The organism is Arthrobacter sp. BF1 (assembly GCF_056680215.1).
In genome coordinates, this window is the sequence record NZ_CM155271.1 from 3,472,884 (window position 1) to 3,496,183 (window position 23,300).

General features: G+C 66.6%; 23 protein-coding genes. 7 read left to right on the top strand and 16 right to left on the bottom strand.

Annotation, left to right across the window (positions count from 1 at the left end; translation table 11 throughout):
- Positions 1-18 precede the first annotated feature (18 nt).
- The 4 genes from AC1MCD_RS16315 to AC1MCD_RS16330 form a co-directional block, all read right to left on the bottom strand.
- Positions 19-471 carry an SseB family protein gene (locus AC1MCD_RS16315; RefSeq protein ID WP_498673292.1) on the bottom strand — a complete coding sequence of 151 codons (453 nt, stop codon included), beginning with the start codon at positions 469-471 and terminating at the stop codon, positions 19-21.
- A 169-nt stretch (positions 472-640) separates the two neighbouring features.
- Positions 641-3,370, bottom strand: coding sequence for a type I DNA topoisomerase (gene topA, locus AC1MCD_RS16320; protein WP_498673294.1), 2,730 nt, complete (start codon positions 3,368-3,370; stop codon positions 641-643).
- A 160-nt stretch (positions 3,371-3,530) separates the two neighbouring features.
- Positions 3,531-5,222: a DUF7059 domain-containing protein gene (locus tag AC1MCD_RS16325; RefSeq protein ID WP_498673295.1), complete on the bottom strand. Its 1,692-nt coding sequence runs from the start codon at positions 5,220-5,222 to the stop codon at positions 3,531-3,533.
- A gap of 37 nt (positions 5,223-5,259) precedes the next feature.
- Complete coding sequence (locus AC1MCD_RS16330) at positions 5,260-6,024, bottom strand: MerR family transcriptional regulator (RefSeq protein ID WP_498673297.1); 765 nt, start codon at positions 6,022-6,024, stop codon at positions 5,260-5,262.
- A gap of 147 nt (positions 6,025-6,171) precedes the next feature.
- Here AC1MCD_RS16330 and AC1MCD_RS16335 point away from each other — a divergent pair, with 147 nt between their 5' ends.
- The 3 genes from AC1MCD_RS16335 (at position 6,172) to AC1MCD_RS16345 (ending at position 7,840) form a co-directional block, all read left to right on the top strand.
- Positions 6,172-6,609, top strand: a complete 438-nt coding sequence (locus AC1MCD_RS16335; protein WP_498673299.1) for a DUF6023 family protein — start codon at positions 6,172-6,174, stop codon at positions 6,607-6,609.
- 1 nt (position 6,610) lies between these two features.
- Positions 6,611-7,147 (top strand): hypothetical protein, encoded by a 537-nt coding sequence (locus AC1MCD_RS16340; protein WP_498673302.1) that lies wholly within the window; start codon positions 6,611-6,613, stop codon positions 7,145-7,147.
- Between the two features lie 93 nt (positions 7,148-7,240).
- Positions 7,241-7,840, top strand: coding sequence for a hypothetical protein (locus AC1MCD_RS16345; RefSeq protein WP_498673303.1), 600 nt, complete (start codon positions 7,241-7,243; stop codon positions 7,838-7,840).
- Between the two features lie 7 nt (positions 7,841-7,847).
- Here the strand turns inward: AC1MCD_RS16345 and trhO are convergent, their stop codons facing one another.
- Positions 7,848-8,741: an oxygen-dependent tRNA uridine(34) hydroxylase TrhO gene (gene trhO / locus AC1MCD_RS16350; protein WP_498673305.1), complete on the bottom strand. Its 894-nt coding sequence runs from the start codon at positions 8,739-8,741 to the stop codon at positions 7,848-7,850.
- A 194-nt stretch (positions 8,742-8,935) separates the two neighbouring features.
- On the opposite strand from trhO, the gene AC1MCD_RS16355 reads away from it, so the two are divergent.
- Entirely contained in the window at positions 8,936-9,628 is a 693-nt protein-coding gene (locus tag AC1MCD_RS16355; protein WP_498673307.1) for a GNAT family N-acetyltransferase, read from the top strand.
- 27 nt (positions 9,629-9,655) lie between these two features.
- Positions 9,656-12,088, top strand: a complete 2,433-nt coding sequence (locus tag AC1MCD_RS16360) for a DEAD/DEAH box helicase (RefSeq protein WP_498673309.1) — start codon at positions 9,656-9,658, stop codon at positions 12,086-12,088.
- On the opposite strand, the gene AC1MCD_RS16365 is transcribed toward AC1MCD_RS16360, so the two are convergent.
- The 8 genes from AC1MCD_RS16365 to AC1MCD_RS16400 all read right to left on the bottom strand — a co-directional run bounded on the left by AC1MCD_RS16365 (position 12,061) and on the right by AC1MCD_RS16400 (position 18,085).
- Positions 12,061-12,420: an Rv3654c family TadE-like protein gene (locus AC1MCD_RS16365; protein ID WP_498678382.1), complete on the bottom strand. Its 360-nt coding sequence runs from the start codon at positions 12,418-12,420 to the stop codon at positions 12,061-12,063. The two genes, AC1MCD_RS16360 and AC1MCD_RS16365, sit on opposite strands and share 28 nt — an antisense overlap.
- Positions 12,420-12,893, bottom strand: a complete 474-nt coding sequence (locus AC1MCD_RS16370) for a TadE family type IV pilus minor pilin (RefSeq protein ID WP_498673311.1) — start codon at positions 12,891-12,893, stop codon at positions 12,420-12,422. The genes AC1MCD_RS16365 and AC1MCD_RS16370 overlap by 1 nt, the downstream gene beginning before the upstream one ends.
- A gap of 74 nt (positions 12,894-12,967) precedes the next feature.
- Positions 12,968-13,330: a DUF4244 domain-containing protein gene (locus AC1MCD_RS16375; protein WP_498673314.1), complete on the bottom strand. Its 363-nt coding sequence runs from the start codon at positions 13,328-13,330 to the stop codon at positions 12,968-12,970.
- Positions 13,331-13,470: 140 nt separating this feature from the next.
- Positions 13,471-14,094, bottom strand: coding sequence for a type II secretion system F family protein (locus tag AC1MCD_RS16380; RefSeq protein WP_498673315.1), 624 nt, complete (start codon positions 14,092-14,094; stop codon positions 13,471-13,473).
- Entirely contained in the window at positions 14,091-14,972 is an 882-nt protein-coding gene (locus AC1MCD_RS16385; RefSeq protein WP_498673317.1) for a type II secretion system F family protein, read from the bottom strand. The genes AC1MCD_RS16380 and AC1MCD_RS16385 overlap by 4 nt, the downstream gene beginning before the upstream one ends.
- Positions 14,969-16,177 (bottom strand): TadA family conjugal transfer-associated ATPase, encoded by a 1,209-nt coding sequence (locus AC1MCD_RS16390; protein ID WP_498678383.1) that lies wholly within the window; start codon positions 16,175-16,177, stop codon positions 14,969-14,971. Before AC1MCD_RS16390 ends, AC1MCD_RS16385 begins: the two co-directional genes overlap by 4 nt.
- Before the next feature lie 80 nt (positions 16,178-16,257).
- Complete coding sequence (gene ssd / locus AC1MCD_RS16395) at positions 16,258-17,469, bottom strand: septum site-determining protein Ssd (protein WP_498673319.1); 1,212 nt, start codon at positions 17,467-17,469, stop codon at positions 16,258-16,260.
- Between the two features lie 400 nt (positions 17,470-17,869).
- Entirely contained in the window at positions 17,870-18,085 is a 216-nt protein-coding gene (locus tag AC1MCD_RS16400) for a death domain-containing protein (protein ID WP_498673321.1), read from the bottom strand.
- Positions 18,086-18,212: 127 nt separating this feature from the next.
- Between AC1MCD_RS16400 and AC1MCD_RS16405 the strand changes: the two genes are divergently transcribed.
- Together AC1MCD_RS16405 and AC1MCD_RS16410 are read left to right on the top strand one after the other, a co-directional pair.
- Positions 18,213-19,925, top strand: a complete 1,713-nt coding sequence (locus tag AC1MCD_RS16405; RefSeq protein ID WP_498673323.1) for a bifunctional 3'-5' exonuclease/DNA polymerase — start codon at positions 18,213-18,215, stop codon at positions 19,923-19,925.
- Between the two features lie 121 nt (positions 19,926-20,046).
- Positions 20,047-20,244 (top strand): YegP family protein, encoded by a 198-nt coding sequence (locus tag AC1MCD_RS16410; RefSeq protein WP_498673325.1) that lies wholly within the window; start codon positions 20,047-20,049, stop codon positions 20,242-20,244.
- A 16-nt stretch (positions 20,245-20,260) separates the two neighbouring features.
- Here the strand turns inward: AC1MCD_RS16410 and AC1MCD_RS16415 are convergent, their stop codons facing one another.
- The 3 genes from AC1MCD_RS16415 to AC1MCD_RS16425 are packed head-to-tail and all read right to left on the bottom strand — an operon-like array spanning position 20,261 to position 23,099.
- The gene (locus tag AC1MCD_RS16415) at positions 20,261-20,938 is read right to left on the bottom strand and encodes an NUDIX hydrolase (protein WP_498673327.1); all 678 of its coding nucleotides are present in this window, start codon (positions 20,936-20,938) and stop codon (positions 20,261-20,263) included.
- Positions 20,935-21,768 carry an endonuclease III gene (gene nth / locus AC1MCD_RS16420; RefSeq protein WP_498678385.1) on the bottom strand — a complete coding sequence of 278 codons (834 nt, stop codon included), beginning with the start codon at positions 21,766-21,768 and terminating at the stop codon, positions 20,935-20,937. Before nth ends, AC1MCD_RS16415 begins: the two co-directional genes overlap by 4 nt.
- Before the next feature lie 14 nt (positions 21,769-21,782).
- Positions 21,783-23,099, bottom strand: a complete 1,317-nt coding sequence (locus tag AC1MCD_RS16425; protein WP_498673330.1) for a hypothetical protein — start codon at positions 23,097-23,099, stop codon at positions 21,783-21,785.
- Positions 23,100-23,300 lie beyond the last annotated feature (201 nt).

Sequence of the window (23,300 nt, forward strand, 5' to 3'; positions counted from 1 at the left end):
ACAACCGGTCCAAAAATGTCAGTTGGCGGACGGGTCCTCGGGTGAGCCCTCGGGAAGTTCATCAGCGCGCTTGAAATCGCGCTTGATGTTCGCAACGCCTTCCGGGTTGATCTCAAAGCCGTACGCGGCTCCGGGGTTGATCACCATGCCCAGTTCCTCGCCGATGTTGGCGATGATCGCAGCGCCCTGCGTCCCCAGGACGTTGGGTGCCGCCTCGAGGTACTGCTCGTCGACGCGGCTGGGGTGGGAGAACACTGCCAGGACGGGCTCGCCGTCGGCGTTGGCCAGGACCAGCGGCTCCACCTGGGAATCCTCGCCTTCGATGCCGTCCGTGCTGATGACGTAGACCTCGCTGTTGAGGAACGACAGGATGACGTCCACCGGGCTGCCTTCAGGCTGGTCGCCCAGGGCGAGCTTCTCTTCGAGGTCGTTCAGCGGCGTGGGGTCGGCTGTGCCGGGCTGTTCAGTCATGTATCTACTCGACCACGTTGAGCCCGGCACCGCAATTCCGGTAACCCGGATGGGCGCAATCCTCGGCGTGCTCGCTCGTTCCTCGCTTAGACGCACGCTGCCGGATTCCTCCCATTCGGGTTTCGACAATCTCAATCACCGGGCCGGCGACAAGCCAGAAACCCCGCACCTATTTTTTGGCTGCGGCCTTTTTCTTTGCCGGGGCCTTGCGGGCCGTTGTGGCGCGTTTGACCGGGCCCTTGGCCCGCTTCTCGGCCAGGAGTTCCACTGCCTGTTCCCGGGTGAGCTCCTCCAAAGAGGTGGCGCGGGGAACTGTGATGTTGGTGATGCCGTCGGTGATGTACGGGCCGAACCGGCCTTCCTTCACCACGATGTTCTTCTCCGAAACCGGGTCCGGACCGAACTCGGCCAGCGGCGGCACCGCGGCACGGGCTCCACGCTGCTTGGGCTGGGAGTAGATCTCCAGCGCCTGCTCCAGGGTGATGGTGAAGATTTCCTCTTCGGTGCCGATGGAGCGGGAGTCCGTGCCCTTCTTCAGGTACGGACCAAAGCGGCCGTTCTGCACCGTGATGAGGTTGCCTTCAGCATCCTCGCCGAGAGCCCGGGGCAGGCTCATCAATTGGAGGGCTTCGTCCAGGGTGACGGAGTCGACGGTCATCGATGCGAAGAGCGAGCCGGTGCGCGGTTTGGCCTTGACGGGCTTCTTCGGCGGTTTGGGCTTGCCGTTCTTGTAGTACTCAACGGGCTGGTTGGCGATCTGCTCTTCGGTCATCTCCGGGATGACCTCGGTGACATAGGCGCCGTAGCGGCCGTTCTTGGCAACAACGGTATGGCCGGTGTGCGGATCCGCGCCCAGGACGCGTTCTTCCGGCGCAGCCGTTTCCATCAGCTCGATGGCCTTCGCAGCGGTGAGCTCGTCCGGAGCCAGGTCCTCGGGCACGTTGGCGCGCGAGTTCTCCACGATTTCGCCGGTTTTCGGGTCAACCGTGGCCGCGGAGCTTTCCAGGTACGGGCCGAACTTGCCCACCCGCAGCGTGATCTCATCCGTGATGGGAATGGAGTTGATTTCCCGGGCGTCGATCTCGCCGAGGTTGTTCACGATGCTGAGCAGGCCGGGGTCGGCCTCTTCGCCGAAGTAGAAATGGCGCAGCCACGCTGACCCCACGGCCTGCCCGTTGGCGATCTTGTCCAGGTCGCCTTCCATGTCTGCGGTGAACTCGTAGTCCACGTAGTCGGTGAAGTGCTGCTCGAGCAGCCGGATCACCGAGAACGCGATCCAGCTCGGCACCAGCGCGGAGCCCTGTTTCCGGACGTAGCCGCGATCCTGGATGGTGGAGATGGTGGAGGCATAGGTGGAGGGACGGCCGATGCCCTTCTTTTCCAGCTCGGCGGTCAGCGACGCTTCGGTGAAGCGCGGCGGCGGTGACGTTTCATGGCCCACGGCCACAACGTCCGACGCCGTGAGGGCGTCGTCCTTGGCTACGTTCGGCAACCTGCGGGCCTCGTCGGAGTCGTCGTCGCCGCGGCTCTCGTCCTTGCCTTCTTCATAGGCGGCCAGGAAGCCGGGGAAAGTGATGACGGTGCCGGAGGCGGAGAATTCAGCGTCCCGACCGTCTGCAGCAACCGCACCGAGACGGATGGTGGCGGTGGAGCCCTTGGCGTCGCCCATCTGGGACGCGACGGTACGCTTCCAGATCAGCTCGTACAGGCGGAACTCATCACCGGAAAGCAGTTTGGCCACCTGGGCCGGGGTGCGGAACGAGTCGCCGGCGGGGCGGACGGCCTCGTGGGCTTCCTGCGCGTTGGCGGCCTTGTTGGAGTAGACGCGCGGTGAGGCGGGGATGTACTCCGGACCGTAGAGCTCGGAGGCCTGGCGGCGGGCGGCCGTGACGGCTTCGTCGCTCAGGGCCGAGGAGTCGGTACGCATATAGGTGATGTAGCCGTTTTCATACAGGCGCTGGGCGATCTGCATGGTGCTCTTGGAGGTGAAGCGCAGCTTGCGGCCGGCCTCCTGCTGCAGCGTGGAGGTGGTGAAAGGCGCTGCGGGACGGCGTGTGTACGGCTTGGTGTCCACGGACCGGACGCGGAAGTCCGCATCCTGGAGGCCGGCCGCCAGGGACGTGGCCAGTTCCTCGTTCAGGTGGACGGAATTGCGGGCGGTGAGCTCGCCGACGTCGTTGAAGTCGCGGCCGCTGGCCACCTTGGCACCGTCGACGGCGGCGAGTTTCGCTTTGAAGGATGCGGAGCCGGCGCCGAACTGGCCCGTCAGGTCCCAGTAGGACGCGGCTTTGAAGGCCATGCGTTCGCGTTCGCGGTCCACCACCATGCGGGTGACCACTGACTGCACGCGGCCGGCGGACAGGCCCCGGGCGACCTTGCGCCAGAGCACCGGGGAGATCTCGTAGCCGTAGAGGCGGTCCAGGACCCGGCGGGTTTCCTGCGCGTCCACCAAAGCCGTATCAACATCGCGCAGGTTGTCCATGGCGCGGTGGATGGCTTCCTTGGTGATTTCGCCGAACGTCATCCGGTACACCGGGACCTTGGGCTTGAGCACTTCCAGCAGGTGCCACGCGATGGCCTCGCCCTCGCGGTCCCCATCGGTTGCGAGATAGAGGGCGTCGGCGTCTTTGAGTGCGGCCTTCAGTTCGGTGACCTTTTTCCGTTTGTCCGCAGACACCACGTAATAGGGCTTGAAGTCGTTTTCGATGTCGACGGCGAACTTGCCCACCGACGTTTTCTTCAGTTCCGCGGGGAGCTCGGACGGCTGCGGCAGGTCCCGAATGTGCCCGATCGAGGCCTCCACGATGAAGCCCTCGCCGAGGTATTTGGCGATGGTCTTGCTCTTGGCCGGGGACTCCACGATCACGAGTTTTTTACCGGTTTTGGCCTTGCTTGGCACGGTGCTCCTACAGAAAAAGGTTGCTCGGGCAGATGAGCCCATATTCGCCTAGTTCACCATATTTTGGCCGAGGATGCGCATTTATGTGGAAAACGTCAGGGTGTGCAGTGCACTTTTCGGGCGCCGATTTCCCGTAATCCACGGCCTCCCGGGCGCCGCGTCAGGCGGCTGGGAGCAGGAAACCGTCGCGGACCAGATTCCCCACTTCGGTGAGGAGCCCGGCGCGGAATGCGTCGCCGTCGAACCCTCCCTCCCCGGCCAGGCTCCCGCCCAGCAACGCGGCCAGGGCGCCGATGATCTGCCCAACGGAAAGGTCGCCGTCGCACGCCGAAACGAAGCCGGCCAGTTCGGTGCTCAGCAGGTTGGTCCGCCGCAGCCCGGCACCCTGCCGGAGCAGGATCACGCCCGGGTGCTCGGCGCCGGGGCGCTGATGGCGTTCCTCGGTGACGTCCTCCGCCACGAGCAGGTGCGCGTCCGCGAGGTTGTTCGCGGCGAGCCAGTCGGAACGTTCGACGGCGGCGCCCAAGTGGGGGCCCACTGGCTGTTCGATGGGGTACGTGATTTCCTCGAACCGGCGGATGCTGGCGGCATCAGGAGTGGCGGCATCAGGAGCTGCGGCAGGCCGCCGGAGCCAGATCATGCCAAATCCGATGCCCTCCACGTTCCGCGAGGCGAAGTCCGCAAGGTAGGCGGCGTACGCATCCCGGTAGTGCTGCCGGTCGCGGGACTCAGAGGCGTCCTGCAGCCACGTTTCGGCGTACTGCTCCGGGCTGACCTGCTCGCGCTGGATGAACCAGGCGTCCGCGCCCGGGCTGATCCAGCTTTGCGGCCGTTCGTGCCACGGTTTTCCGGCCGGAATTTCCCAGTTGCCCAGCAGCTGCGCGGTGCCGCCGGGAGCCAGGACGCTCGGCAACGCGGCCACCAGTGAGGACACGATCTCGTCCCCGGGCAGGCCGCCGTCGCGGTAGGTGAACTGGCCGGATGCCTCTTCGCCCAACGTCCGCGGCGTGATCACAAACGGCGGGTTGGACACCACCAGTTCGAATTCCTCGCCGGCCACGGGGTCCAGCAGCGAGCCCAGCCGCAGGCTCACCCGGTCTTCGAGATGCTCGGGGTCCACGTGCAGCGCGGCGGAGTTGAGGAGCAGGTTGAACCGGGTGAACGCCAAGGCACGTTCGGAGATGTCCGTTGCAGTGACGTGCTCGGCGTGGTGCAGCAGGTGGAAGGACTGGATTCCGCAGCCCGTCCCCAGGTCCAGCGCTTTGGCCACATGCCAGCGGACGGTGGTCTGCACCAGCGTGGTGGACGCCTGCCCGATCCCCAACACATGGTCATGCCGCAGCATTCCAGCCTGCTGGTGGGCGGCGAGGTCGCTGGCCACCCAGAGTTCGGCGCCGCCACTACCATCGTCGTTAGCGTCCCAGCCATAAGGCCGCAGATCGGCCTGGGCCTGCATCAGGTCGGCGCCTGACAGGTCGGCGCCGGGCACGGTCTCCAGCAGCCCCAGCTCCACCAGCCCCTCGGCCCGGATCCCCGGCAGGGCGGCGTCGAGCGTTGCCCGCGTCTGCGGTTCCGCAAGGAGCCAGAGGCGTACGACGGCGGCGAGGGCTGCCGTCGTTGTCCCGCCGCTGGCGGGACGACCCTGGGCGCCAACTTCGGTGGCCAGCAGGGCCGGGATGATCTGGTCCCGGTTTAGCGCGTTGTAGGCTGACTCGCCCAGCAGCCCGGCCACGCCGTCGAGCGTGTAGTCCACGGCCCGCAGGTCCGCGGCGAGTGCCCTCAATAGTTCGGGGAGGTCGCTGCGCGGGGCGTCGGGGGTGTTGCCGGCCAGGAAGAGGGTGGAATCAGTCACCGCCCAAGTCTATTGGCGGCCAGTGCCTTGCCGGCGGCTACGGGTTCTCCTCGGCGTAGATCTTCAGGGCATCCCGGACGAAGCCGGCCCCGTCCGTGCCGCCGTAGTTCTTGGCGAACCTGGGATCCGCGACGTACATCTCGCCGAGACCGGTGACGTACTGCTTTACGTCTCCGTTGCCGCGGGCTTCCGAAGCCGGCGTTCCCGGGATGCCGGTCAGCCATTCGACGTGCCGCATCGCAAGGGCCTGTGCTTCAGCACTGTCGGGTGCGATGCCGGCCGTGGCTGCCGCTATCCAGTCCTCACCCAACTTCTGCGAGCGCTCCTTCCACGCCGCTTTCTCTTCGGCGCTCATCCCGCGCCACCACGAACCCCCGTTGGCGTAGGCATTCTTGCCCCAGCGTTCCTCCACCTCGTCCTTGTACTGCGTGTGGTCGAAACCGTTGAACATGTCTTCCGCCATGATTTCGCCGCCTCCTTTCACTGTGTTAATGGTTTGTGTGACCGACGCGATTTGCCGCGCAAGCCTGTCCTGTTCCTGTTTGAGCCAGCCGAGATGGCCGGTGAGGGCTTTCACGGCGTCCGTTTCGTCGTCGAGCACCTGCCTAATGGCCGGCAGGCCGAGCCCAAGCCCGCGCAGGAGCAGGATGCGCTGGAGCTGTACCAAGGCCGCCTGGCTGTAGTACCGGTAGCCATTGAGGCCGGTCCGGCTCGGCTTGAGCAGGCCGATCTCGTCGTAGTGCCGCAACGTCCTGCTGGTGGTGCCGGCGATCCGGGCGATGTCCTGGATGGACCAATCCATGGGCCCTCCTGCCTGAGCTCTTTCCGGAGGGTGGTGCAGGTCTGGCTGGGATCCGACCGGCTGATATTTCAACAGTAAATGTTGACGTAACGTCAACGTCAAGAGTCCGGGACCACGGAACGCCAGGGGTGCCGGTAAGTTTGAAGCATGGCTCTCTTTCTCACCTCCATGCCGCGCGCCCTGACCGCCGTGGCCGTGGCCGCCGTCGTTCTGGGCGTCTCCGGCTGCTCCCAGCAGCTCTCTGTGGAGAACGCCGACGTGCCGGGATGGAAAGCCACGGCGCTGCCCTCCACCGCTGGCATTGTGGCTGAGGACTCCGGCAGAATCCTCAATGCACGCCCGGTGGACCATAGGGAAAACCTCCCCGCCGGTACCTATACGTTGACCTTGGTCTGCGACGGCGGCGGCAAGGCGTTCCTCGCCGTGCGGTCCGCGGGCCAGGAACTCGTGGACCTCGGCGCGGCCTGTTATGGAACCCGCGAAGCCACGAAAATCAACTTGGCTAAAGCGGGAACACTGGACCTCAGCATCTCCAGCGTGGACGCACCCACGCTGTACGCCTACCAGCTCGTGAAGGCCGACTAATATGCCCGTCCACCCCAGGCGCCTTGCGGTGGCCGCCGGTGTGCTGTTGGCAGCGGCGTCGCTGGCCGGGTGTGAGTATGCGGATGCGGAACCCCGCCCGGCCGGGAGCAGCGGCGCCCGGCAGTCGGCCCCGGCTCCTTCAACCATGGGCGCCGAGGAAGCCGCCCGCCAGGCCGAACTGATAGCGGAAGTTGAGACCCTCATGGGTCCCCCGGGCGGCGTCGTTTTCCTTGGGGCTACCGGCGGAATGCGGGGCGGTCAGGGCATCAGCACCTCGGGCCTGTTGCCGGAGGCCGGGACGTACGCGCTCCGCGCCGTCTGCACGGACGGGCCCGGTGCCATCCTGACGGTCCGGCAGCACGATGCGCTGCTTGTCTCGCAGCGCATTGAGTGCGGCGCCCCGTACGACGCCGTGCTCGAACTTGCCTCGGGCCAAGTGTCTGCGGCACTTGAATCCATCGGCCATGCGGGGCGGGTGGGCGGCGCCGTCCGGTTCGCCGGGCCCCGGCCGCCTGGCGAAACCGGGGCCGCCGGCTGATCCCGGAAACCGGGACATGCCTTAACCTGTCCCAGATTAAGTAGGGGAGCCCCTTCCCGGTCCGGCGTGTCCGGGCAGCCTTACAATCGGCCTATGCCCGCAATAAAGGGGGCGCCACTGCGCCGTCACGCGGCTCTCCTGCCGGGTTCTGGCCAGCCCCGGAAAGTCTCCTTGCGCTCCCGGCCGAGGGCCGCCGTCGTACTTTCCACAGCAGCCGCCCTGCTCACCGCAGCTGCCCTGGCGGGGTGCGAATACCATTACAACGACGGCTGGCGCCCAACCGTTAATGACATCTCGGCAGCGCCCACGAGCCACGCGCCGGATTTTGCCGCCGACCAATGGCAGGACGATCCGGTCGGTGCGGCCGGCCTTGAAGCGTGGCTGGAGACGGTCCAACTCGGATCGGGCCTGCAGGTCGCGCACCGGGGTTATGGGCTGCTGAGGGCCGGGGAAGTCCGTTCCGAGATCACCACCGGGCTGCCGGCCGGAACGTACGTCCTGGCGCTGGCGTGCCGCAGCAAAGCGGCAGTCACTTTTTCCGTCAGCAACGAAGTGCACACCCTGGTGCACCTCAGCCTGCTTTGCGGATCGACTAGGCAGAACGTCATCTATCTGTCCCCGGAATCAGTGCTGACGTTCCGGGTGGAGGCGGACTCCGCGGCCAACTACGCGTACCGGCTGATCTGGCTCTGAGGCTTACTTAGACAGCGCAGCCTTCCGGGCAGCGCAGCGTCTCCGGGCTGGCAGCGCACTCGGCGCAGTACAGCGTGAGGGTACGGCAGCTGAGGTTGGAGCAATTCTCGAACTTGCTGGTGGGCGCGGCGCAGCGGACACATTCGCCGATGGTTTTCGCGTCCTCGCTGAATTCCAGGTGCATGCGCTTGTCGAAGACGTAAAGCGAACCTTCCCAGAGGCCCTGGTCCTTGAACGTTTCGCCGTAGCGGACAATGCCGCCGTCGAGCTGGTAGACCTGTTTGAAGCCGCGGTTCACCATCAGGCTGGAGAGCACCTCGCAACGGATGCCGCCGGTGCAGTAGGTGACCACGGGCTTGTCCTTGAGGGCGTCGTACTTGCCGGAATCGAGTTCCTTGATGAAGTCGTGCGTGGTGGCTACGTCGGGGACGATCGCATCCTTGAACTTGCCGATCTGGGCCTCAAAGGCGTTGCGGCCGTCGAAGAACACCACGTCCTCCCCAGCCTGCTTACTGGCGTCCACCAGTTCGTGCAATTCCTCGGGCTTCAGGTGCGTGCCGCCGCCCACCACACCGTTGGCATCCACCTTGAGTTCGCCGGGAGCGCCGAAGGAGACGATCTCGTCCCGGACCTTAACGCTTAGCCGCGGGAAGTCCTCCGCACCGCCGTCGGACCACTTCACGTCGATGCCGTGGAAACCCTTGTATTCCCGAGTGGTCTTGACGTATTGCTTGACCGCGCCGATCTCGCCGCCCACCGTGGCGTTAATGCCGTCCTTGGAGATGAGGATGCGTCCGGTCAGCCCCAATTTCTCGCACAGGGCACGCTGCCAGAGCCGCACCGCGTCCGGATCAGCGATGGGAGTAAAGCCGTAAAAGAGCACAATTCTGTTCAAAGCCACGTATTTAAGGGTACTGGCTTTGGCCTGTCCGGGCCCGCCAGCTTCCTACTCCTGGCCGCGCTCCGCCGCCGGGCCAGCGTCTCTCCTGTTCAGGGCGGATTCGGCCGCAGGATAGTGGTCACGATTGCATAAGTAAGTCAGTTCCGGGTACGGAACCCCTGTTACTTGTGACGGGGCTGGAATACCCTCATCACATGAGTCCGGACGCCTTGGTTGAAGACATCACAAACCTTCTTGAAGTCTGGGTAACTGGTTGGGCCGGTTGCCGCGGGTACCAGACAACAACTGAAGGCCGCTTCCCCGCTGTACTGCGGGCTGACACCACCGGGGACTGGGAATACTTCTCCCACGACCCCTCCGACGACGAGTTCGCGGCTTTGGTAGCCAAGACCACAGAAGCTCCGACGCGGATTCTGACCATACTGACCAACGATGTCCTCCGCTATACGCAGCTGGCCGAGAAATACGGGCTGAACATCACGTCCGCGTCCCAGGCCATGATGATCGTGGATATGGAAACCCAGGACACCGAAGACCCCTGGCTCTCGGATGACGATTTGAACCTGGTCACGTCCGAACTCGACGGCATCCACCATGCCGTTGTCCGCTCCGGTGATGACGTAGCGGCCAGCGGCAGGGTATTTGTGGTGGACGGGACGGCAGTGTTCGACAAGATTGTGGTCCAGCCCGCGTTCCAGCGCCGCGGCCTGGGCAGCTTCATCATGAAGGCCCTCGCCGCGCAGGCCATTGGGCCGGACGTGGAAAACGGCCTGCTGCTGGCTTCATTGGATGGCCAGAAACTTTATTCACACCTGGGCTGGTCCGTTGTGTGCCGTGTGTTGATGCTGTCCACCTCAGACGAGGGTGCGGATCTGTCCGTGGGCTGATTTTTCCGCGGGTGAAAGAATGTTGGGGTGAACCCCCATGACTCGCTGATCCCGTTGCTGGGCCGCGGCCCGGACCCGGAGCAGCTCCGTCATGTCCACACCATCCCCGCACGCCAGGCTGTCCACGAGCCGTGGCCGGATTGGGCCCACCCCGATCTGGTGGCCGCCTACGGCTCCCTGGGCATCCACGAGCCGTACCGGCACCAGATCCAGGCCGCTGACCTCGCCCACAGCGGTGAGCATGTGGTGATCGCCACCGGCACTGCCTCCGGAAAATCCCTCGCCTACCAGCTGCCGGCGCTGGACGCGATCCACCGCTCCGAGCTTCGGGTGGTGTCCGAGCCCGGGAAAATCCACGACGACGGCGCCGTCACGCTGTACCTCTCCCCCACGAAGGCGCTCGCCGCCGACCAGCTCGCCGCCATCCGTTCCTTGAAGCTGCCCACCGTGCGGGCCGAGACGTACGACGGCGACACCGACCCCGCGTCCCGCCGGTGGATCCGGGATCATGCCAACTTCATCCTGGCGAATCCGGACATGCTGCACTTCGGCATTCTCCCGAACCACGCCTGGTGGGCCAGCTTCTTCCGCCGCCTGCGGTACGTCATTGTGGATGAGGCCCACAGTTACCGCGGTGTGTTCGGTTCACACGTGGCAAACCTGATGCGCCGGCTCCGCCGCATCTGTGCCTACTACGGTGCCGGCACCTCCCACCCCGGCCCGGTATTCATCGCCGCGTCCGCCACAGCCTCGGAGCCGGACGCGTCGTTCGGGCGGCTGATCGGGGCGCCGGTCCGGGCCGTTGCCGAAGACTGCTCGCCGCATGGTTCCACCACGGTGGCATTCTGGGAGCCCGCGCTGACCGAGCTGAAAGGCGAAAACGGGGCCAAGGAGCGCCGCACAGCGGTTGCCGAGACGGCTGACCTGCTGGCGAACCTGGTCTCCTCCAGGATCCGGACCATTGCTTTCATCAAGTCCCGGCGCGGCGCGGAGACCATCTCTTCGATCACCAAGCGGCTCTTGGACGAGGTGGACCCCAGCCTCCCGCAACGCGTGGCCGCTTACCGCTCCGGCTACCTGCCGGAGGAACGGCGTGCCTTGGAGAAGGCCCTCCGCTCCGGTGAGCTCCTGGGTGTCTCCAGCACGTCGGCTTTGGAACTGGGGATCGACATTTCCGGGCTGGACGCCGTACTGGTGGCCGGGTGGCCCGGAACCCGGGCGTCGCTGTTCCAGCAGATCGGGCGGGCCGGCCGCGCGGGCCAGGATGCCATTGCCGCGTTCGTTGCCAGCGATGATCCGCTGGACACCTACCTGGTGAACCACCCGGAGGCGATCTTTGACGTCTCGGTCGAAGCGACTGTGTTCGATCCTTCCAATCCGTATGTTTTGGGGCCGCATCTTTGCGCCGCTGCCGCGGAGCTTCCGCTTGGCGTGGCCGAACTGGGTCTCTTCGGCAGCACCTCCGAAAAACTGCTGGGGCAGCTTGTTGCCCAGGGCTACCTGCGCCGCCGGCCGGCAGGCTGGTTCTGGACCCACTCCCAGAGCGCTGCCGCCATGGTGAACCTGCGGGCCGACGGCGGCGGACCGGTGAGCATCGTCGACGCGGATACGGGCTCTCTGTTGGGGACCATGGACTCGCCCCAGACGCACTACCAGGCCCACACAGGTGCTGTATACGTTCATCAGGGCGATAGCTACGTGGTGGAGGACCTGAACGAGGACGACCACTGCGTAGTGGTCCGCCGCGCCAACCCCGACTACTACACCACTGCCCGGGACGTCACCCAGATCGAAGTCCTCGAAACCCAGCGGACCGCGCAGTGGGGAGATGTTTCCGTGCACTTCGGCGACGTCAAAGTGACAACCCAGGTTGTCTCCTTCCAGCGGAAAGCCCTGATCTCCAACGAAATCCTGGGTGAGGAACCGCTGGAGCTGGGCGCCAGGGACCTGTTCACCAAGGCCGTCTGGTTTGTGGTGGAGAACCGTTCGCTGACCGGCGCGGGGCTGATCGAGGCCCAGTTTCCCGGAGCCCTTCACGCCGCCGAGCACGCGGCGATCGGACTGCTGCCTTTGGTCGCCTCCAGTGACCGCTGGGACATCGGCGGCGTGTCAACGGCCATCCACGCCGACACCGGGGTGCCCACTATCTTTGTGTACGACGGGCACCCCGGCGGCGCGGGCTTCGCCGAACGCGGTTTCGACAAGGCGAAGGTCTGGCTATTGGCCACGCGGGACGCCATCAAGGCCTGCGAGTGCGAGTCCGGCTGCCCGTCCTGCGTCCAGTCCCCCAAATGCGGGAACAAGAACAATCCACTGGACAAGGCCGCGGCCATCACCCTGATCGATGTGCTCCTCAAAGACGCGAGCGAAGCCCCTCCCCGGGACCTGGAATTTTCAGCGCATCCGGAACGCGACCTCCACCCGGCTGCGGCTCAGGGCGGCGGTCCGGCCCGTGCATGACCGCTGGCGGCACCCAGCAGGCTCCGGGCGTTGAGCATGGTCCGGACCTCCACCGTCTGCCCCGCCCCTTCCGCGCAGCTCGTGAGAACGGCATCGTGCCGTGCAGCCACCTCCGCGGCCACCCCACAGGGATCCCCGGAGGTGAGGCCGCGCAGGGCGTCCGCGCCGGCGAGCGCACCAAGGTCAGCCGCTGCGGCTGCCCTGCCCGCCATCACCGCTGACTGCGCCAAGAGGAGCATCAAAGTCATGGCCATGATGATCACCAGAGCCAGTCCCGCCGCCAGGACTGTTCCCGATCCACGCTCGGGGTGGTCCCGGATCTGGACGCCCATCACGCCATTGCCCCTGGTGGGGTCAGCGGTTCTAAAGGCACCGCGTTCGGCAGCAAGGGAGGCGGACCATGGGCCGGCGGCACCCGGCGTGGCAAAGCATGCGCCGACGACACCAAACACCAGGCCATGCCGGGGAGGGCCCTGCCTGACGCTGCCGGCGTTTCGCTCCGTGCCGTTGCCCGTGCGGTCAGAGTCCACGGCACCGTGGCCCCCATGGGCCCGCCAACCCTGTCAGCAACGGTGACGCTCAGCCACTCGCCGTCGGCCGTCACGGACGCCGTCGCCGAGGCTCCCGCCATCGTCCTGACGATGCCCTCGACAGCGGCCGGGTCCTCGCCGCGTGCCAGTGCCCTGGCGCCGGCGTGCGCTGCCTCCTCGAGCCTGAGCTGGGTTACGCCGGCAGCGGCTCCGGACAGGAGCAAGGCGAGCAGCAGCAGGACAGCCGGCAGCGCCACGGCGAACTCAGCCGTCACGGCCCCGCATGCGTTCCCAAGCAACCTGCTGCGGTGCCGCTTCATATCCGGGTGCAACGCTGCCGGCGCCAGACTCACGGCAAGGCCAGCGCCGTGCGGATGAGGTTCAGCAGGAATCCCCGTACTTCGTCACTCCGGAGAATGAAGACGAGGAGCCCGGCAAAGCCCACCGCGGCCAGGGTGGCGATGGCATATTCGGCAGTAGCCATTCCGGCCTCCGAGGCAGTGAGCCATTGCCCGCGCACCTTCGCCTCACGCACAGCGGGGTAAAGCTCCACCACGTTGCCGGCGGGCTCCTGGTCCTCCTGCCGTTGGCAGGTACACGCGTCCCATCCTGCATTGGCCGGTGCTGCGGAGTCCCATGCTGCCGTGCCGGCGATTTTCACGCTGAGCTCAGGTGCAGGGGCGGATGGAAGGCTGTGTTGGGTGATGGTCATGGTTGTGGTTTCCCTTCTGTACTCCGGCCGAGTTGCCGGCTGCTTTGACTCTTCCGGGGTTCCAACAGGGCGGTAAGGGCGAACCTGTCCCAAGTGGAAAAGGTGGCCTTTTCCACTGCTGTGGAGGAAAGGACAGGACCTCAGGATCCGGAGGGCACCAAGGCTAGGAGAACCGGTACCACGCCGAGGCAGATGAAGGCCGGCAGGGAGCAGAGGCCCAGCGGAATGACCAGCTTCACGCCCAGGGAGGCAGCCCGCTTCTCAGCAGCGCGGAACCTCTCTCGCCGCAACCGGGCGGCCTGGGCATAAAGAATGGCCGACGACGGAGCGCCGGTCAGCGCCGCGAACCCGAGGGCGTCACGCAGCTCCAGGATCTCAGGAAGCCGGACTTCGGAACTGCGCCAGGCAGTCTCCCAGTCGGCACCGATGGCCAGTGCTGAGACCACGGGGCGCAACGCCTTGCTGTAGTCCTTGGACGCGGAAGCCGCCACAAGTTCCAGGGAACGACCAATCCCTGACCCGGCGTCCAGCATCGCAGCCACGAGCTCGAGCATCATGGCGGTGTCGCGGAGTCCGTCAACAGAGTCCTCGCCGCTACCCCTGCCCGGGGCGTCGCCCGCAGCGGGACTCCCCGGCTGGTTGCCCGGCTGCATGCCCAACCTCAGCAGCCGCTGCCGTACGCGGCCTGGCTGTGAGAAGGCCAGATACGAGACGACGATCAGGACAATGGCCAGTGCCGCCCCGGACACAAGTGGAGCCGTCACGGCGCGGCTCCTGCGGCGGCGTGCACCAGACGGGCGGACCATATTCTCCCCGCTATGGTCAGGGCAACTCCTGCCGCGAGCGCCGCCATTCCCAGTGGCGTCCCGAACAGCATCGCCATTGGATCCACGCCCAGCGCCATTCCCAGGCCCAACCCCATCACCGGAAGCCACGTCAGGAGACTCACTGTGGCCTTTGGCCCGGCTAGTGCTGTCTGTCTGGCAGCGTCAGCGTCATCCTCTACCTCCAGCTGGGCCGCAAACCGCGCCAGAACGTCAGCCAGCGGACAGCCGCTGGCTTCGGCAATGTCAAAGCACGCGGCCAGCTCCAGCCAGATCCGCGGCTCCCTGCCGACAGCGCGCGGAAATGCCGCCGGAGCGGCCCGCCTGATCGCTTCCGACACCGGCAGCCCTCGGAATGCAGCCGCCCTGACGGCGCTTAGCATCGTCAAAGAACCTGGGCTAAGGCTCCGACCATTCCGGCCCGGCCCTGACATTGTGGCTGGATTCGGCTGTCCGGAGACACCCTCCGGCGCACGTGGACCTGCTTCCCGGCGGCCGTGGTGGACCAGCCACAATTCGTCCCACAGCCGCGACGGAGTGCGGCCGCCCTTCAGCAACGCGGCCAGTTGCTGCACCACCAGCGTCAGGGAAAGTTGCCCCTGCTGTTTCGCAGCGCGACGCGCGCGCCATAGAACGCCAAGGGTGACCCGCGGCCCGGAACGGCGCGGCCGGGCATCACCCGGCGCAGCCCCGCCGTTGCCGACCCGGCCCTGGCCTGTCTGTCCAGCGGCCCGACGAAAGCGGCCTACCGAACCGCCCGGCGGTCTCAACAGCAGCAGGGCAGCCACCATCAGGGTCCCGGCAAGCAACAGCGTCACGCCGCAGCACCCGGTTCCAAAGGAAACCCCAGCCGCTCGCTCAGCGACTCCCAGGCGGGACCGATGGAGGTGTGGCCGCCGCTGTCCTCCAGTGCAGGCACCACGGCGAGTCCGTCGGGACCGTCCTGCACCACTCCCACGCAGGCTACCCGTCGCCCCCGACGGGACCGCTCCACATGGACCACCACGTCCAAGGCATTCGCTGCCTGCAGCCGGACCGCGTCCTGGCCCAGGCCTGCGAGGGCGCCGAGAGCGGTTAATCGCGCGGGCACAGCGGGGGCAGCGTTCGCGTGGATGGTCCCTCCTCCGCCGGTGTGGCCTGTGTTCATGGCCGTCAGGAGTTCCCGAACCTCGGCACCCCGGCATTCCCCTACCACCAGCCGGTCCGGGCGCATCCGAAGTGCTTGCCGGACGAGTTCGCCCAGATCCACTTCGCCGCCGCCTTCCAGGTTTCCATGCCGGGACTCAAGCGAAACAATGTGCGGATGGACGGGGTTCAGTTCAGAGGCGTCCTCGATCAGGACCAGCCGTTCCGTCGGTGAACACAGCCCCAGCAAGGTGGAGAGCAGCGTGGTCTTCCCCGAACCCGTGGCGCCGCTGATGAGGAAGCTCAGCCGGTGCCGGACCATACGTTCCAAAACCTCGTGCACCAGACTGCCGAACATCCCGCCGGACCGGAGTTCGTCCATGGTGAAGACCTGCTCGCGCCGGATCCTGACACTCAGCAGGGTGCCTGCCGTGGAAATCGGCGGCAGAACGGCATGGACGCGGTAGCCGCCGTCGAGCCTGACATCAACACACGGAGAACCATCGTCCAGCCGCCTTCCGCCGGACGCCACGAGCCGGGAGGCCAGGGCTCTCACCTGAGCCTCGCCGGTAAACGAGACCCCCGCGGGTTCAATACCCTTTCCCCGGTCGATCCAGACTGAGTCCGGGGCGTTCACAAAAATGTCAGTGACCTGGACATCCCGGGTCAGCTCCTGGAGTGGCCCGAGACCGTTCAGTTCCGCACTGATCCGCTCGACGGCGGCAAGCGAGCCGGCAGTCCCCAGCAGCCGCCCCGTGGCCTGCACTGCCGCAGCAACGCGGGAGGCAGTGACCGGCCCGGAGTCTGCCATGACTGATTCGCGGACTGTTTCCAGCAGAGCAGAGTCAACCCCTCGCGGGTCCAGCACCCGCGTCTGGCGGCGACGTGTTCCGGCCAGCTTTTCCTGGGCCGGGACAGGCTGCGACGGGATAGGAACCGACAGGACAGGCTGCTGCAACGGGACGCGCGCCCCCGCACTCACGGCACGTCTCCGACGGGGATTTCGCTGTCCAACAAATCAAGCACCGACGCGGCGAAGTGCCTGACGCTGCGCCGTTTGCCCAAGTCAAGGAGCCGCCCGTTCTCACCGGCAGCGGTGACACCGCGCAGCTCCGGAACCCGGCCTTGGACGGGCAACCCCACGGCGTCGGCAATCAGGCCGCCGTCCAGCGCCGCTCCGGCCTTGCCCCGGACCAGCAGGGCCGCCTCAACTGGCGGAAGCTCATGAAGCAACCGGGCAGTGGCCACCGCGGCCTTCAGCTGTGCCGGCACCACCACTAGGAGCCGATCGCAGTCCCAGGCGAACAATTGCACCGGCTCGGCCCCGCGGCCAATGTCCACCACCACCAGTTCATAGCCCCGCCGGGCAGCATCCAGGACCCCGCCGGCTGTGGTGGTGTCCACCGGCGCTGTGCGCTCCCGGCTGCCTGGCCAGGACAGGAAGGAAAACCCTCCGACGATCGGTAGGGAATCGGCGAGCTGCTCCGGATCGATGCTGCCGCTCGCACCTGAAAGGTCGGGCCAGCGCAGCCCGGGCGTCTCCTCGGCCGCCAGTGCCAGTTCCAAACCGCCACCCCAGGGATCCCCGTCAACCAGCAATACACGGACTCCCAGCCCGGCTGCCGCTTGGGCGATCCAAATCGCGGCGGTGGTGGCGCCCGCCCCGCCGCAGCCCCCGGTGATCCCCAGGACCAGGCCGCCGGCCTCCGGCGAGCGCGACCTGCTCAAGTACTCGGCCAGCCATGCCGCGGCGTCCGGAAGCACGGCCACGCGCTCAGCCCCGAGGGCCGCGGCGAGATGCCAAAGGCTATCCCCTTCACCGTTCAGGCCCACCAGCACCGCGGGTGCACGGCGCCGTGGCGGCAACTCCCGGACGTCACTTCCCACCAGCACAGCGGCCGCGGAATCCCAGTACTTGGCCGCATCCGCGACGTCGGCCACCACCCGCAACTGGCCCCCGGCCGCAGCCACAATCTGTTCCACTTCGCCCTGCAAAAAGTCGTAGCCCGTCACCAGCAGCACCTCGGCCGCAGCAGAATCCGGCAGCCACGCCTCCCCGGCCCGCCTTGAACCCGGCGCACCGGAGGCAGCCATGCTGGACCCGGTTCCTCGCGCAGGGGACGGCCGGGCCCGGGAAAGTTGGGAGGAGGGCTGGTCGGAAGGGGACGGCGATAGCTGGTGCCTGCTCATGGAGCAACTCTCCATCGCAGCACGTCAGAGAAACAGTGGCATGGCGCCCTATGTGGACAACTATCGGCGCAAGGTCTTCGAGGGCCGCGGGCGGCTACGCGGGTGGTGTGCCTACCGCGGACGCGAGACCGCGCTCGATCCGGTCCATTGTCCCCGCGTACGCCTCCGTGATGTCGATGCCGATGCGAGAGCCGCATAGAGCGCCCTGATCTCCATCGCCCGCTGTCGTGCTGTTTCCAGGCTGACCTGCTGTTCCATGTTCACGTGGTCCTTTTCCTGGGGGTAGAGCAAGCGCCCAAACGCGTTGCGCGGCGAGCACCGGGATTCCGAAGGGAACTCGCCGACATGCTGCCCAACTCAGGAGGCGCGCACTTTATGCCCGACGTGGTGATGGCTGATGCTACTGCTTACCGTATTTGCGGTGTACCGCCTGTTTGCTGACCCCAAGGCACAGCGCAATCGCCTCCCAGGACAGGCCAGACTGCCGGGCCTTGCGGACCAGGGAGGCTTCCGTACGCCCCACTTCCTTCTGCAGTTCAGCCACTGCGTACAGCGCTTCAGCAGGGCCTTTCCCGTCCATCGATGCCACCAGTGTTTTCATCCGATCCACCTCCATGCGTCAACATTAGTTGACGTCCAACTGATCGTCAACATAAGTTGACGAACGCTGTGCGTCAACCGAGCGCTGTGCGTCAACCGGGCGCAGTACGGCAACACCCCCGCCACAAGGCAGAATTGAACCCATGTACCTGCTGCTCGCCGCCCACTCCCACGGCGCTGCCCTCCAGCAGGTCACCCAGGCGGGCGATCCGCACCCGGACCGCCCAGAACCGCGGCTGATCAGCGCAAGTGAACTGCCTGGCGTCGTACGCCACTTCGAAACCCGGCCACGGGAGGCGGCACCCCGCTGGATCTGGCACCGCACCCAGGACTGGTATCCCGCGCTGCTGGCAGCCGGCGTGGAAGTGGAGCGCTGCTACGACCTCAGCCTTTGTGGAACCATCCTGGCGTATTCGCGGTTCACCGCTCATACCGAGTACGCGCAGCAAGCCGAAAAGACCACGCTGGACGATCCCCAGGAACCGCCCCGCGCCCTCCAGCCGCCGCCCCCGCCAGCCGATCAGGGCGCACTGTTTGAGGACGTCCGGCAGCGGGCCCCGCGCCACACCCTGGCGGAGCTGCGCGCGGAGTATGCCGCGCAGCAGGCGGCGCTGGCCGACGCAAACCCGGAAGAGAATAAACGGAAGCGGTTGCAGTTGCTGCTTGCCGCCGAGTCCGCCGGTGCCATGATCGCCGCCGAGATGCAGCACAGCGGCGTCCCTTGGCGGGAGGACCTGCACGAGCGGATCCTGGCCGACTATCTGGGACCCCGCCCGCCGTCGGGCCACCGGCCGGCGAAACTTGAGGCCCTGAACACTGAGCTGCGGGCCCTCCTGAACTCCCCCGCGCTGAACCCGGATTCGCCGCAGGAACTGATGCGCGCCCTGCACCGCAACGGCATCGAGGTCAAAAGCACCCGGCAATGGGAGCTGATGGAAGCCAACCATCCCGCCATCGAACCGCTCCTCGCATACAAGAAACTGTCCCGCCTGCACACCGCCAACGGCTGGGCCTGGCTGGACGCGTGGGTGAGCAATGGCAGGTTCCGGCCCGAATACGTGGTGGGCGGCGTGGTGTCCGGGCGCTGGGCTTCGCGGGGCGGCGGTGCCCTCCAGATCCCGCGCCAGATCCGCGGTGCCGTCCACGCCGATCCCGGCCACAAGCTCATCGTCGCCGACGCCTCCCAGCTGGAACCCCGCGTGCTGGTGGCGCTCGCGCAGGACTCCAAAATGGCCGGGGCTGCACGCGACAAGGACCTGTACGCGGGCATCGCCGCGCAGGGCTTCGGCGGCGATCGCGCCAAAGCGAAGGTGGCCCTCCTGGGCGCCATCTACGGCGCCACGACCGGGGAATCCGGGCGCCTGATGCCCCAGCTGACACGTACCTACCCCCGTGCCGTCGGCTATGTGGAGCAGGCGGCACGCGACGGCGAGGCTGGCGGCACCGTAACCACGCGGCTGGGCCGCAGCAGCCCGCCGCCGTCGGAACAGTGGTTCCGGAGCCAGCAGTCGGCCACGGCGGAGGAACAGCGCCGCGCGGAATCGATCGCCCGCTCCCGCGGCCGTTTCACGCGCAACTTCGTGGTGCAGGGATCCGCCGCTGACTGGGCAGCATGCTGGCTGGCGGAATTACGACGGCGGCTGCGGGCGTTGCGTGCCGACGGCTCGGTTCAGGCGGAACTCGTCTTCTTCCTGCACGACGAGGTCATGGTGCACGCTCCCGAGGCCGGCGTTGCAGCGTGCATCCGCGCCATCGAGGAAGCAGCTGCCGCAGCGAAGGAGCTCCTCTTTGGACCCATCCCCGTGGAATTTCCCGTCAGCGTGGCCGTGGTGGACTCCTACGACAACGCAAAGTAGCCGAACGTAACCTACCCGGCAGTAGCTCGCCAGATCGCGTGAGTCACGTTACAGTCGGGGGTTCCGGGCGCCGAGTGCCCGGAACTTATGCAATGGCGCATACCAAGGGGAGGTCCGGATCATGCCCGGCAGGTTTGAAATTCATCGAGTAGGCGACGAATCTTATCGGTTCAGGCTCACCGACAAAAACGGCAATATCGTGGCCGTTTCGCCCGACTTCAAGCACATGAGCGCGCTGAAGGACGGCATCAAGGCATTGCGGGAAAACGCGGCAACCGGCGTTGTGGTGGATCTGCGCCACAAACCGCACACCGGCTAGGACGGCGCGGACCGCGCTAGAACGCCACGTCGTGCAGGCGGCTCCGGTCCCAGGGAACCGCCCAGCCCAGCTGCTCAAAAAGGCCATCGAGGATGATCCCGGTGAAGCCCCAAACCAGCACGCCGCAGACGGTGAAGGCAGGGCTGCTGAAGGTCCTGCCTTCGCGGCTGACTGTTGCCGTGACCCGGTTGACCGGGTCAAGGAGGTCGCGGACGGGGACCCGGAAAACCTGGGCGGATTCGCCGTAGTCCACCACATGAACGGGCGACGGCGAAGCCCACCATCCGAGCACGGGCGTCACCAGGAAGTTGCTGCGGGCAAGTCCCAATTCCTGCAGGCTCCCCAGGACCTCGACTCCTGCCGAGTCCAGCCCGGTTTCCTCTTCCGCTTCCCGGAGTGCCGCGGCCACCGGGGTTTCGCCGTCGTCGATGCCGCCGCCGGGGAAGGCGACCTGGCCCGGGTGCGAGCCCAGGGTGTGTGCGCGTTCAAGCAGCAGCACATCCAGGTCGGCAGCAGCAAGGGGTTTGCTGGAGGCGGCCGGAATATCGTCCAGCACGCCGAACAGCATCAGGACGGCTGCCTTGCGGGCAATCGCTTCGTCCACGGTGAGCGCAGCCCACGCGGTATTCGGCGCGGTGACGTCGCCGCTGTCCGATCGCTGCACCAACTCGATCAGGTCCTGCCGTGCGCTCATGGGAGCCGCCTTTGTGATTCCATCCGGATTTCAGCAGCCCGGTGGGTTTCCGCCAGCAGCTGCGCCAGGAGGGCTTCGCTTCCGGGGGCGAGTTCGTATTTGAGGAGCTTGGCTGCCTTGAGGGGATCGGTCTCGCCGAGCCCGTAGCTGGGGCACCAGTTGGCCACCGGGCATGCGCCACAGGCGGGCTTCCGGGAGTGGCACACCCTTCGCCCGTGGAACACCACCCGGTGCGACAGCATGGTCCAGTCCCTCGGCTCGAACAGCTCGGCGACGTCGAACTCGACCTGCACCGGGTCCTCGGACCGGGTCCAGCCGAACCGCCGGGCCAGGCGGCCGAAGTGCGTGTCAACGGTGATGCCGGGGACACCGAAGGCATTGCCCAGCACCACATTCGCGGTCTTCCGTCCGACGCCGGGAAGCGTCACCAGGTCTTCCAGCCGGCCAGGCACCTCGCCGTTGTACTCGTCCACCAAGCGATTGCTCAGTGCCAGCACATTTTTCGTTTTGGCGCGGAAAAAGCCGGTGGGCTGCAGGATGGCTTCGAGCTCGGCGGGCTCGGCTTCGGACATGGCGCGGGCATCCGGGTACCGGGCAAACAGGATTTTGGTGACCTGGTTGACCAGCACATCGGTGGTCTGCGCGGACAGGACCGTGGCCACAACCAGCTCGAACGGGTTCCGGAAATCAAGCTCGGCGTGGGCGTAGGGGTACTTTTCCGCCAGTGCCCTGTTGATCCGCCGGGCCCGGCGCTTCAACGCCAGCAAGGACTCCGCAGCGGCCTCGCGGGGTGCGGTAACCCCGGGCGCGGCGCCGGGCGTGCGGGAGATGGCCACGTGCCCGGCTAGCCGCGCTCGATATTGCTGAGGTCGTGCAGCACGCCCACCCGTCCGTCGGTGTGCTGGACAAGGAATTCGTGGCCACGGTCCTCGAGTGCCAGCACCCAGCCGCCGGGTTCGATCACAAATGCCGGCGCTCCCGTCCGGGGATCGACAGCAGTCCGGTGCTGCGCCACGGCAAACCAGAAGGCCTCGTGGACAGGCTCGTCCGATTCTTCCGGCCGGCTGGCCGGGTCGACGGTGGCCCCGATGGGCTCCGAGCTCCGCACCTGCTGGTGGACTGCCGTGGCGGCGGGCTCCGTTGCAGACTGGCGGGCCGGGGCAGGCGCCTGAGCGCCGCCGTCGTGCACTGCCTCCGGAGCGGGCGCTGGAGCGGGCGCCGGCGAGGAAGCGGGCGCTGCGGCCGGGATGTCACCCACCATGGTCTCATCGGCGACTGACGCGGCGCGGGCGTTGCCCGGCTGGGCGGAAGGAACGACGTCGGCGGCTTGGGTCGCCGGGGTCGGGTCACCGGTTGCGGTCCATTCCCTGACCTCGGGGGCCGAGGACACTGCTGCGGCCGCCGCAGTTGCGGTACCGGCAGCGGCGCCGGTGACGGGTGCCGCGGTATCCGCTGCGGGAGCGGCCTTCGCGGACGATTCGGAATGCTTGGACGGCCAGAGGCCGGCCGGGATTCCGAAGCCCCGTTTGGATCCGGAGTCCGCTCCAGCAGCAGGCTTGGGTTCTTTGGGCGTATGCGGCTTGGGCAGCGGGACGGCCGCTTCCCGGGCCACAACATGGGCACTCGCTTCGTCACGTCCCAGGAAGTCGCCTGCGAAGAACGGGATGAAACGGCTCAGCACCGTCGCAGCGAAAAGGATCACGGAGCCCACCAGGCCCACCAGGAGGCTCGGGACGTAGGCAGCGGCGGCGGAAACAAAGAAGAACGCCAGGGCGAAGGACGCCACCACGGAAGCGAACTGGTCAACGGACAGGGACCCGATTCGGACCTTCGTTCCAGGGGCCAGCCGGCGGGCGGCAAAAAGGGCAGAAACGATCATTGGCAGCACAATGCCCAGCCCAAGGAAGAACAGGCTGCCGGCGTTCCAGAGGTTGAACCGGCCGAAGAAGATCGGCAGCAGCGAGGCGACAAGGAGAACCAGGGTGGCACCGAAAACCGTCAGGTCCCGGATGGTGAAGGGGCCCAGCACGGCCTGGTTGGTGGTGCCGGGCTTTGCGCCGGCGGGCCGCTGCGGATCCTTTGCCGCGCCGTCCCCTCCGGTTGATTCAGGCCCTGCCTCCGTTGCACGGCCAGGTTCCTGGCCGACGATTTGCTGGTTCATTCTGTTCTCCTAAGCGTGGCGGCACGGGACGGTTCCGCCCCAAAAACTGTGCCGTCCGGAACGGCGGCAGCCGCCGGTCCAGGGCAGTGATGCACCGGATCGGACAGCTCCGTAGAAAGTCACAATTCAATCTCAGCCTAGTCAACCGCATGGCTGATCACTAGCTGATTGGCAGCACCGGGAGCGCATTGCGCGGGGCCC